This window comes from Nitrosarchaeum koreense MY1, assembly GCF_000220175.1.
Classification (GTDB): domain Archaea; phylum Thermoproteota; class Nitrososphaeria; order Nitrososphaerales; family Nitrosopumilaceae; genus Nitrosarchaeum; species Nitrosarchaeum koreense.
In genome coordinates this window covers 226,611-237,267 of record NZ_AFPU01000001.1, presented here as the reverse complement: position 1 = coordinate 237,267, position 10,657 = coordinate 226,611, and the positions used below count along the sequence as shown (strand labels likewise).

Genomic DNA, 10,657 nt, shown 5'->3' with positions numbered 1-10,657 from the left:
AAGAAATATTCCAAAATAAGAGCTTTGGCAAATGATTTATTCTAGGCTTTTGCCATACACCAACATGACATTAAAGAAAGTAAAGCCATCTTTAAATAAAATTGCAAAATCTTTAGCAGAAATTCAGGATGCTAGAGAATTTTTATTAAAAAATACAAGAGAAGTAATAATTATTTCTAGCAAATCAATCATATCGTCCCATAAAGGGGATATTAAAATAGCAAAAAATTATCTTAAACAAGCAGATATTTTGTTAAAAAAATATAAGAAAAAAACTACACCTGATCTTCAAAAATATATGATTACACCTGAACAAGAATTTGTCGAGGCTGCATCATTAATCGCCATAATTGAAAAAAAGGAAATTCCTTCAGAAAAAGAATTAGGAGTAATGCCAGAATCATATGTTTTAGGATTATTAGATTGTATAGGAGAATTAAAAAGAATGATTTTTGATAAAATTAGGATTGGAGATATTGATGATGCAACAAGAATTTTTGAAGTGATGGAAAATCTGTATTTGAATTTGTATCCATTTTCAATGTATGATAAAGTGGTAAAAGAAGCTAGAAGAAAAATAGACGTAGATCGTATTTTAATTGATGATGTAAGAGGTGCAATTACTGAAGAGAAAAGACGTTCAGATCTGATTGCAGCATTAAACAAACTTCAAAAATAGAATCTACATTAAATCAAATAATATGCGGGTGATGGGATTTGAACCCACGAACTCCTAAGAGACTAACCCCTCAAGCTAGCGCCTTTGGCCAGGCTGGGCGACACCCGCAATAAAAAATCCTTGTATGGTTTTTATAATCCTTGATTACTTTTTTGTACGTATGTTAATTCCTGTTAGATGTTTTACCTGTGGAAATTTAATTGCTGATAAGTATGAAGATTATCAAAATAAAGTAAGATCTGGAGAAGATCCAGCTAAAGGACTAGATTCTTTGGGAATTAACAGATATTGTTGTAGAAGAATGCTTTTGACTACAGTGGAAACTATTCAACAGGTTATTCCATTTTATGAAGCAATCCAAAGAAGACACCAAGAAGTCCAATCAGAATTAGAATAGTTTGTCAAAAATAACATCCATTAATGGACGTATTATTTACAATAGTCGCGGAAGTAAAACTGTTGAAGTTGACATTATATCAGAAAATAAATTTCTAGGTAGAGTGTGTGCACCTTCGGGAGCAAGCGTTGGAAAGTATGAAGCAGTAAGTTTCCCAAATGAAAAACCTGAAGAAAGCCTTAGAATGTTAAATGAGAATGTTCAAAAATTTATTGGTTTAGAATCATCAGATTTGAAGACTATACATGATACACTAAGAAGTATAGATCAATCTTCAAATTATGCAAAAATTGGGGGCGCCCTTGCATTTGCAGTAAGTATTGCTTCAATGGAATCAGCATCAAAAGCAAAGGATACCTCTTTGTTTCAAACATTATCATCAGAATCATCTTTCAAATTTCCGTTTCCTTTAGGAAATATTTTAGGAGGAGGAGCGCATGCAGGACCAGGAACTCCAGATATACAAGAAATTTTGATTTGTGCCATAGGAACAAAAACAATTAGAGATGCAATTGAAACTAATTTGGCAGTTCATAAGGAATTACGTCGTATTTTGGAAAAAGAAGATCCAAGTTTTACTAATGGACGAGGGGATGAAGGAGGATGGGCTCCAAAACTAAAAAATGAAAAAGCATTAGAACTTTCAGCAAAAGCTTGTGAGAATTTGGGATTTACATTAGGTAAAGAAGTGGCATTAGGAGTAGACTTTGCATCATCTACCCAATGGAGTGAAGAAAAAGAAAAATATGTTTACGAAAGAGCGGGATTTGTGAATTCTTCAGAAGAACAAATTGAATTTGCAGCAAATATTATTAAAAAATATAAATTAATTTATGCAGAAGATGCAGTTCACGAAGAAGCTTTTGAAGACATGGCAGAATTAACTGCTAAATTTCCAAAAACATTAGTAACAGGAGATGATCTAACGGTTACAAATAAAGACATTCTAACAAAGGCAATCAACATGAAATCATGTAATGCTGCAATCCTAAAAGTCAATCAGGCTGGTAGTCTTTACGATGCATTTGAATTTGCTAAAGTAGCTAATCAAAATAATATAAAATTAATCACATCACATAGATCTGGAGAATCTACAGATTCGCATATTGCTCATATAGGATTAGCAACAAAGTCAAAAATGCTCAAAGTTGGCATAGTAGGTGGAGAAAGGGTCGCAAAGTTAAATGAGCTTATACGCCTATCAGAGCATGATTTAATACGCGGTATGGCAGAGATTTAAAATCGCTATGAGTGAACAAACAGAATCCACAGATATCAAAAAGAAGATCCTATCTACTGGAATCAGAGTAGGAACTCCAGTAAAGACGAAATTCATGACTCCGTTTATCACAAAAGCCAGTCCTGAAGGACTCTACATGTTAGATATCGATATAACATTAGAAAAAATCAAAATAGCAGCTAAATTTATCAATCGTTTAGGAACAGATAAACTAATTGTATGCTCAGCTAGACAGTATGCCAATACTCCAATTGAGAAATTTTGTGAAATGCTAGGTTCTAAAAAATTACTTGGCAGATTTATGCCTGGAACTCTTACAAATCCATCTTTACCATATTATATTGAACCAAAATTAGTTTTAATTTCCGATCCTCAAGTAGATGTACAAGCAATTACAGAAGCTACAAATGCCGGTATTCCAGTAATTGGAATTTCAAATACAGATAACATTACATCAAAACTTGATGTAATTATTCCTGCAAACAACAGAGGAAGAAAAGCTCTTGCCACAGTATATTGGTTATTGGTTCGTCAAATTCTCATCGAAAGAGGAGAATTAAAAGAAGATGAACCAATGAAATACGAAATCGATGATTTTGAAACAAAGATAACGGAAGAGGAAATAGAGTAATGCAAATTAGAACGCCGGCAGTAGCCGGAATGTTCTATCCAAATGAAAAAAAAGAATTAAAAAAAGTAATCAAAGAATGTTTTCTACATAATTTCGGTCCAGGTAAAATCCCACCATCAAATATCAAAAAAAAAATTTTTGGAGTGATTTGCCCACATGCAGGATATGTGTATTCAGGTCCAATAGCATGTAACTCATTTTATGAAATATCTTCAGACCTACCGAATCTATTCATCATCATAGGACCAAACCATTGGGGAATAGGAAGTAGTGTAGCAACAATGACAGATACTAAATGGGAAACGCCTCTAGGAGAAATCGAAGTTAATTCTGAAATTGCAGAAGAGATTTCAAAATTAACAGATGTAATTGAAATAGATAATTTTTCTCATTCAAGAGAACATAGTCTTGAAGTGCAAATTCCAATATTACAAGAGATTGCAGCAAATTTCAAAATAGTTCCCATTGCTTTAATAAATCAGAGTAAAGAAATTGCAATTAAAGTGGGTATTGCTGTGGCAAAAATAGCTCAGAAAAACAAAGTCATGATCATAGGTTCTTCAGATTTTACACATTACGAGTCTAACAAGTTTGCATATGAACAAGATGCAGCATTAATTGAGCCTATTTTAGAGTTAGATGTAGACAGATTTTATGATATTTTACATAAAAAAGACATTAGTGCATGTGGATATGGTGCCATCGCATCAACAATGATTGCATGTAAAGAGATCGGTGCAACAAAAGGAGAGTTATTAAAATATGCTACAAGTGGAGATATTTCAGGAGATAAGAGTTCTGTTGTTGGATATGGGTCGATCATTTTCACTTGATTTCTAAAGCCTCTGCACCTGGAAAGGTCATTCTTTTTGGAGAACATTTTGTTGTGTATGGAATAAAAGCAATTCTTTGTGCTATTGATAAAAGAGTTACAGTCACAGCTGAAAAAATTCCTGAAAACAAAATTATAATTAAGTCAAACATCGGAGAATTAGAAGTTTCACTCAATAAATCAATGAATGAAATAAGTTCACCATTAAAACCATTTGTATATTTAGCAAATAAAATGATTAAAAAATATAATCAATCAGAGGGAATTAAGATTTATGTAAAATCAGAAATTCCATCAGGGGTAGGATTAGGATCCTCATCTGCATGTTGTGTAGCAGGTGCAGCCGCAATATCCAAATTATTTGAAAAAACTAGTAAAGAAAAAATTTTAGAGTTAGCTATAGAGGCAGAAAGAACAATTTTTCAAAATACATCTGGAGCAGATTGTACAGTGTGTACGTTTGGTGGACTGATGGAATATGATAAAGAAAAAGGATTCTCTCAAATTAAATCTGAACCAAACTTTCATCTAGTTATTGCAAATTCTAACATTGAGCATTCAACAGAAGTGGTTGTATCAAATGTTAAGCAATTCAAAGAAAAAAATGAAGAAAAATTTTCCATCATGTGCCAAAAAGAATTAGAATTAGTAAATCGTGTTAAAATCATGTTAAAAAATAATGATTTACAAGGATTGGGTAAATGTATGAAGGACAATCAAAAATTTTTAGAAATTATAGGTATCTCTAATGAAAAATTACGAAAAATGATAGAAAAAGCAGAAAATTCATCGTTTGGGGCAAAAATTACGGGTGCAGGTGGAGGTGGATGTATTATTGCTTTATCCGATGAATCAAATTTAGAAAAAATTATTTCGGAATTAAAGATGAATGATTATGAATGCTTTTCTGTAAAAATCGATTTTAAAGGATTGGATACTTTTTAATGGACTAGGTATTTGATGTCTGCATGATTCTCATAAAACTAGGAGGTTCTATTATCACAAATAAAGAAAAACCGCTTAGTCCTAGAAAGAAAGTTGTAGAAAATATTGCAAAAAATTTGAAGAAAATTGATGAACCAATCATTATTGTTCATGGAGGAGGATCATTTGGGCATTATTGGTCTGTAAAATATGATATGCATACTAAACCAAATAGATATGACATACATGGAGTATCTGTAGTTAAAAATTCAATGATTGATCTTAACAAAATAATATTAAATGTATTTGTAAAAAATAAGCTAAATCCATACTCTCTTCCTCCAACGGATTTTATGTCAGGAAATATTCCAGTGATAAAAAAAGTAAAAGAAATAACTGAAATTGCAAAATCAGGATTAATACCGATCACGTATGGAGATGCACTTTGGTATGGAAATAAGAAAACATACATTTTATCAGGAGATAAAATAATGACTCATTTAGCAAAAATTTTAAAACCAAGATTAGTAATTTTTGCTTTAAACGAAGATGGATTATACTCAGATCTAAAAACTAAAAAATTAATTTATGAATTAAAAGGAGAAAATCCTAAAATTTCTGAAAATAAAATGGATGTAACAGGAGGAATGACTAGAAAGGTAGATGAAGCATCTAACATTGCAAAAAGTGGAATGAATGTTTTTTTTGTAAATGGTAACAAACCAGAGAGAATAGTGAAAGCGGTTAAAAACAACAAGTATGAAGGAACATTGTTCAGAGGTAAAAAAAATGTCTGATGAGTATGTAATTTTGGTTGATGAAAACGATAATCCTATAGGTTCAGAAGAAAAGGTAAGATGCCATTTACCAAATGGAAAACTTCACAGAGCATTTACAGCCTTGCTATTTGATAAAAATGGAAGATTGGTTCTAACAAGAAGAGCAAAAGAAAAAATGTTATGGCCAGAAGATTGGGATGGAACGGTAGCTAGTCATCCAAGAGAGGGTGAGACATACACAGCATCAGCTGAACGAAGAATGCCTGAAGAAGTGGGTATTTCTTGTAAGATGGATTATTTAATGAAGTTTGAATATCATGTACCTTACAAAAATATAGGTTCTGAGAACGAAATTTGTGGTACTCTAATTGGGATTGTTGATGAATCAACTAAATTTAAAATGATAGAAGGAGAGATAGATGAGATAAAATGGATTTCAGCATCTGAACTTCTTTCTGAAATTAAAAACAATCCAAAAATTTATTGTCCATGGATGTTAATTGCATTGATATTTCTAGACAGATCTGAAAATAAAATGTTAGAAAAATATAAAGATGTTTTATCATCTTGGATTAATTCAGATTTGCAAACAGAATTGAAAAAAGCAATACATAATCATCTTCCAGATGATAAATGGAGATTAATAAGATGAAAAAAACAAGCACGATTGAAAAAAATGCAAAAATTGTCAATAGATATCTAAATTCCAAGATAAAAGGAGATCCTAAAATGCTATATGATGCAGCATCACATCTCATCATCCATGGAGGAAAAAGACTCAGACCTCATATGGTAATGAAGAGCTGTCAAATATTAGGAGGTAGTACAGTAATTGCAATGCCTGCTGCTAGTGCAGTAGAAATGATACATAACTTTACTTTAGTTCATGATGACATTATGGATAATGATGAAATGCGTCATGGAGTACCCACAGTGCATAAAAAATTTGGAATGCCAATTGCAATACTAGCTGGAGATGTATTATTTTCTAAGGCATATCAAATTATTTCAAATGCAAAATTATCCAACGATGCAATAGTTCAATTAGTTTCCAGATTGGCAAAGGCATGTGTAGATGTATGTGAAGGCCAATTATTAGACGTAAAAATGGCTGAAGAAAAAAGGATCCCTACACAAAACGAGTATATCACAATGATTGGTAAAAAAACCGCTGCATTATTTGATGTATCTTGTTCGATGGGTGCAATTTGTGCAACAGGTAATCAAAAAGATATTTCAAATTTATCAAATTTTGGTAAGAATTTAGGAATTGCTTTTCAAATTACAGATGATCTTATTGGTGTAATGGGAGATTCAAAGATTACAAAAAAACCTGTTGGTAATGATCTTAGAGAAGGTAAAAAATCCCTTCCAATTCTTATGGCAATAAAATCAGCAAAAGGTGAAGATAAAAAAGTGATTCTAAAAGTATTCGGGAATACAAAAGCAAGTAAAAATGAGCTTGAAAAAGCTGTAGATATTATTCGTTCACTTGGAATAGAAGAAGAGGTAAGAATGCAGGCGTTACATTATGCAGAAATGGCAAAAAAATCGCTTTCAAATTATTCAGGTACTGCTAAAACAGAATTAATAGATCTTTTAGATTTTGTAGTAAAAAGAAGCGTATAGATTTAAAAAAAATTTAGTTTAATAAAATAATTTACATATTGAAAATTCAAAATTTTTCATTTGGAAAATATTTTTGTAAAATAATATCCAGATATTCCTTGTCTGGTGGAAATAATGGCTTCTCATTTTTAAGATTATTTAAAATTCTTAATAAAATGTCAGTATCGCCATAGTGGTTTTGAATCATTATAATTAATGATCTCATAACATCATTAGACATTATGTGGTATAGTTCATTCCTACAAAAAAATGATATGATGTAAATTATGTGAAAATGAGTACAAAATTATTCTTTTAACTTACTCTCAATGAATTCATCTGAACCATACCAACAAAATCGGAAATAATCGAGACACCATTCATGAAACATAGGATCATCACTATAAAACATTTCAGTAAGATCGGATTCACCATCATTTTTAGGAAATAAAACACATGCCTCTTTTTCATTTAGAACTATTACAGTCTGAACATTTTTTGCCATTTTTCGTTCTATCAATCCTTTTTCAATAAGATTGTTAAATCCTAATTTTTTCAATAAATCCTTTCTTCCTTTAGGAACTACTGTGGATTCAGAGAAGATATACTGAAATTTAATTCCTTTTTTAATTTGTTTGACTAAAGGCTCGATAAGATCCAAAGGAGCTTCAGATAATATTTCATATATGTACTCCCTAGAATTTTTATAAATTGTCTTCCATTGCTCCAAAACTTTTGATATACCTTTAACATGTTGACTTACTGCAAGCTGCCCACACCGAATTTTAAATTTGTAAGGAATGTCAATAAATGTATGTTCTTCAAAATATTTTCTATTTTGGGAAAAGAAAACTATTGTTGGAACTTGTGTGCAAACCGTTTCTCCAAATGTAGTAGTGCTGTATTTTCCGTTATTTTTTTTCTCAATAAGACCACTTTCTTCTAATCTAATAAAATTTCTATGAACTTCTTGCTTGGTTGATTCTAATTCCTTTGCAATTTCGGTAGGAGTAGAATCTTTACTTAATAATTTAAATAAAATATTAAGCCTTTGAGGGCTAGCAAGATCTAAAACATAGTTTGCAGTTTTATCAATGAGATCAGCCATCAATTAATCATCTTTATCGCTGGTTAAAAATAATTGCAGATATCTTGTGGTTATTTTAATAATTTTTCAAGTTTTTCTATTTTAAACAGATCATTCTTATTTAGATAACAAATTTTTGATCAAAATTCAATAATCATCATATGTTACAGTACATAAAAAATTTGGTGAGGAGGTTATGCTCCTGCAACCAAGTAAGCGCCCATTCCAATACCCATCATGATTCCAAGACCCATGCAAATAAGATCGAATTTTACGACTTTTTTGAATGGTGCATGAACCATTTTGTTCCAGGTATTGTTTTCCTGAACAAGTTTTGTTGTCATGATTATAGTATACATTAGCAGATTATAGAGTAGAGTAAATCATAGATCACACAAGTAAGCTTGCTAGCTGACCAAGTATAATGTAGTTTAAAGAGATTGGAAAATTAATGAGAATAGAGTCATGTAGAAAGTGTGGTGAAACACTAGAAGTGAATAAAAAATGCAGTGTTTGTAAGAAAGAAAATGAATTTTTTTGTCATAAATGTGGATTTATCACCGTTGAGCAAATTCATTCACAATGTATGTTAATTGACTCTAGGTGTAAATTATTAGAAATTCCAATACAGAAAATGAAATAACATTGAATTTTAGAATAAACCCAAGAATTTTTTCTGTACGTGAAAAATATTGAGAATCTACCTAAAATCAGACAGAGTATAAAAAAGGCAATGCAAACAGCAAGACATAGGTAGATACTTTGGACGAAGAAACAAAAAAAGAGATTCGAAAAATAGCTTTACAAAATGCATTTGAACATGAAGGAAAAACTCAGGATAAAATTGTATTAGCAAAGATCCTAGGAACAAAACCAGAGTTTAGAACAAGAGTAAAAGAAATATCTGAAGAGATTAAGACAATTGTTTCTGAAATTAATCAATTATCATTTGAAGAACAAAGAAAAGAGATTGAAGAAAATTTTCCAGATATTTTAATCCCAAAGGAAAAAACTGAAGAAAGAGAAGGGCTTCCTCCACTAAAAAATGCAGAGTATGGAAAAGTAATTACTCGATTTCCACCAGAACCTAACGGATATCCACACATAGGACATGCTAAAGCAGCTATCATTAATGCAGAATATGCAAAAATGTATGGTGGAAAATTCATTTTAAGAATGGATGATACTAATCCAGAAGCTGAAAGAATGGAATATCATGCTGCAATTAAAGTTGGGTTAGACTGGTTAGGAATAAAATTTGATGTGATAAAAAATACTTCAGATGATATGGAAATATTTTATGAAAAAGGTATAGAACTAATTAATTCTGGAAAGGCTTACGTTTGTACTTGTAAAAGAGAGGATATTAGTGAAAATAGACGGGAGCGTATAGCTTGTAAATGTAGTAGAGGAGATATTAAACAAAGTAATAAAGGATGGGAGAAAATGTTTAGCAAATTTAAGCCTGGAGATGCAATTGTAAGATTTCGAGGAGATATGAAGGCAGATAATGCAGTAATGAGAGATCCAGTATTGTTTAGAATAATAGAAGAAAAACATTACACACTTGGAAACAAATATCGAGTTTGGCCAAGTTATGATTTTGCTGTTGCAATAGAGGATAGTATTGATGGTGTAACCCATGCATTTCGTTCAAAGGAATTTGAATTAAGAAAAGAGCTGATAGATGCTATTTTAGATGCACTAAATATGCGAAAACCATATCAAGATTTCTTTTCTAGACTTGAATTCAAAGGAATGCCAATATCAAAAAGAATTCTTAAACCATTGATTGAAGAAGGTAAAGTATCGTGGTATGATGATCCAAGATTACCTACTTTAGAGTCACTTAGAAGAAGAGGGATTAAACCAGAAGCAATAAAAAAATTCATCTTATCATTAGGATTAACTAAAGCAAATACATTAGCACCATTTGATGCTCTTGAGTCATTTAACAGAAAATTTGTCGATGCGGATAGTATTAGATTATTCATGGTAAGCAAACCAAAAAAACTTACAATTAAAAAATTACCATTTTCATTTGTAGAAATTGCCAATCACCCAATAAAGAATATGGGTAAAAGAAAAATCAACATTGATGAGAATTTCTACATTTCAGGAGAAGACGTTGAAAATATGAAAGGTACTCAAATCAGATTGTTAGGATTAGGCAATATCAAAATATCAAAAAATAATGGAGAGTTATTAGGAGAATTTATGGAAGGTGAATCTAATTCAGACATACAAAAAATACAATGGATTCCACAGAAAGATGCCCACATGATCAAAATTCTTATTCCAAAACAATTGTTTATTGATGAAAAATTTAATGAAGATAGTTTAGAAGAATTAGAGGTTTATACAGAACCCCATTATTTAGAATTAAAAGATGGTGAAGAAATACAATTTGTTAGATTTGGATATTGTAGAAAAGATTCACAAAATCAGGCAATTTTTACACACAAGTAAGTGAGAAAATT

General features: G+C 31.0%; 13 protein-coding genes and 1 tRNA gene. 10 read left to right on the top strand and 4 right to left on the bottom strand.

All coding sequences use genetic code 11. From position 1 onward, the window contains the following. Positions 1–64 precede the first annotated feature (64 nt). Positions 65–679, top strand: coding sequence for a translin family protein (locus tag MY1_RS01335; RefSeq protein WP_007549692.1), 615 nt, complete (start codon positions 65–67; stop codon positions 677–679). A 23-nt stretch (positions 680–702) separates the two neighbouring features. Here the strand turns inward: MY1_RS01335 and MY1_RS01330 are convergent. Then, a tRNA-Leu gene (locus MY1_RS01330) sits at positions 703–787 on the bottom strand. A gap of 52 nt (positions 788–839) precedes the next feature. On the opposite strand from MY1_RS01330, the gene MY1_RS01325 reads away from it, so the two are divergent. The 8 genes from MY1_RS01325 to MY1_RS01290 are packed head-to-tail and all read left to right on the top strand — an operon-like array spanning position 840 to position 7,111. After that, a complete protein-coding gene (locus MY1_RS01325) occupies positions 840–1,076 on the top strand; it encodes a DNA-directed RNA polymerase subunit N (protein WP_007549691.1) in 237 nt (78 codons plus the stop codon). Position 1,077: 1 nt separating this feature from the next. Further along, a complete protein-coding gene (eno, locus tag MY1_RS01320; protein WP_007549690.1) occupies positions 1,078–2,316 on the top strand; it encodes a phosphopyruvate hydratase in 1,239 nt (412 codons plus the stop codon). A gap of 7 nt (positions 2,317–2,323) precedes the next feature. Then, positions 2,324–2,947 carry a 30S ribosomal protein S2 gene (gene rpsB, locus MY1_RS01315; RefSeq protein WP_007549689.1) on the top strand — a complete coding sequence of 208 codons (624 nt, stop codon included), beginning with the start codon at positions 2,324–2,326 and terminating at the stop codon, positions 2,945–2,947. Beyond that, positions 2,947–3,780, top strand: coding sequence for an MEMO1 family protein (locus MY1_RS01310; protein ID WP_007549688.1), 834 nt, complete (start codon positions 2,947–2,949; stop codon positions 3,778–3,780). Before rpsB ends, MY1_RS01310 begins: the two co-directional genes overlap by 1 nt. Then, positions 3,777–4,724, top strand: coding sequence for a mevalonate kinase (gene mvk / locus MY1_RS01305; protein ID WP_007549687.1), 948 nt, complete (start codon positions 3,777–3,779; stop codon positions 4,722–4,724). Before MY1_RS01310 ends, mvk begins: the two co-directional genes overlap by 4 nt. 23 nt (positions 4,725–4,747) lie before the next feature. Then, positions 4,748–5,500, top strand: a complete 753-nt coding sequence (locus MY1_RS01300) for an isopentenyl phosphate kinase (RefSeq protein WP_007549686.1) — start codon at positions 4,748–4,750, stop codon at positions 5,498–5,500. Beyond that, positions 5,493–6,134, top strand: coding sequence for an isopentenyl-diphosphate Delta-isomerase (idi, locus tag MY1_RS01295; RefSeq protein WP_007549685.1), 642 nt, complete (start codon positions 5,493–5,495; stop codon positions 6,132–6,134). Before MY1_RS01300 ends, idi begins: the two co-directional genes overlap by 8 nt. After that, a complete protein-coding gene (locus MY1_RS01290) occupies positions 6,131–7,111 on the top strand; it encodes a polyprenyl synthetase family protein (RefSeq protein ID WP_007549683.1) in 981 nt (326 codons plus the stop codon). The genes idi and MY1_RS01290 overlap by 4 nt, the downstream gene beginning before the upstream one ends. Positions 7,112–7,157: 46 nt before the next feature. Here MY1_RS01290 and MY1_RS09630 read toward each other — a convergent pair whose 3' ends face one another. The 3 genes from MY1_RS09630 to MY1_RS09765 all read right to left on the bottom strand — a co-directional run bounded on the left by MY1_RS09630 (position 7,158) and on the right by MY1_RS09765 (position 8,521). After that, positions 7,158–7,331: a hypothetical protein gene (locus MY1_RS09630; protein ID WP_157832748.1), complete on the bottom strand. Its 174-nt coding sequence runs from the start codon at positions 7,329–7,331 to the stop codon at positions 7,158–7,160. A 66-nt stretch (positions 7,332–7,397) separates the two neighbouring features. After that, entirely contained in the window at positions 7,398–8,198 is an 801-nt protein-coding gene (locus MY1_RS01285) for a helix-turn-helix transcriptional regulator (RefSeq protein ID WP_007549680.1), read from the bottom strand. Positions 8,199–8,371: 173 nt separating this feature from the next. Further along, positions 8,372–8,521, bottom strand: coding sequence for a hypothetical protein (locus MY1_RS09765; protein ID WP_007549679.1), 150 nt, complete (start codon positions 8,519–8,521; stop codon positions 8,372–8,374). A gap of 418 nt (positions 8,522–8,939) precedes the next feature. On the opposite strand from MY1_RS09765, the gene gltX reads away from it, so the two are divergent. Beyond that, positions 8,940–10,646 carry a glutamate--tRNA ligase gene (gene gltX / locus MY1_RS01280; RefSeq protein ID WP_007549677.1) on the top strand — a complete coding sequence of 569 codons (1,707 nt, stop codon included), beginning with the start codon at positions 8,940–8,942 and terminating at the stop codon, positions 10,644–10,646. The last annotated feature ends 11 nt before the right edge of the window (positions 10,647–10,657 follow it).

What these genes read in the sequence shown, in the direction of transcription:
- MY1_RS01290 (WP_007549683.1), top strand. Translation starts at nt 6,131, where the DNA reads ATGAAAAAAACAAGCACGATTGAAAAAAATGCAAAAATTGTCAATAGA.
- idi (WP_007549685.1), top strand. Translation starts at nt 5,493, where the DNA reads ATGTCTGATGAGTATGTAATTTTGGTTGATGAAAACGATAATCCTATA.
- MY1_RS09765 (WP_007549679.1), bottom strand. Translation starts at nt 8,521, where the DNA reads ATGACAACAAAACTTGTTCAGGAAAACAATACCTGGAACAAAATGGTT.
- MY1_RS01285 (WP_007549680.1), bottom strand. Translation starts at nt 8,198, where the DNA reads ATGGCTGATCTCATTGATAAAACTGCAAACTATGTTTTAGATCTTGCT.
- MY1_RS01335 (WP_007549692.1), top strand. Translation starts at nt 65, where the DNA reads ATGACATTAAAGAAAGTAAAGCCATCTTTAAATAAAATTGCAAAATCT.
- MY1_RS01310 (WP_007549688.1), top strand. Translation starts at nt 2,947, where the DNA reads ATGCAAATTAGAACGCCGGCAGTAGCCGGAATGTTCTATCCAAATGAA.
- rpsB (WP_007549689.1), top strand. Translation starts at nt 2,324, where the DNA reads ATGAGTGAACAAACAGAATCCACAGATATCAAAAAGAAGATCCTATCT.
- MY1_RS01300 (WP_007549686.1), top strand. Translation starts at nt 4,748, where the DNA reads ATGATTCTCATAAAACTAGGAGGTTCTATTATCACAAATAAAGAAAAA.
- MY1_RS01325 (WP_007549691.1), top strand. Translation starts at nt 840, where the DNA reads ATGTTAATTCCTGTTAGATGTTTTACCTGTGGAAATTTAATTGCTGAT.
- MY1_RS09630 (WP_157832748.1), bottom strand. Translation starts at nt 7,331, where the DNA reads ATGTCTAATGATGTTATGAGATCATTAATTATAATGATTCAAAACCAC.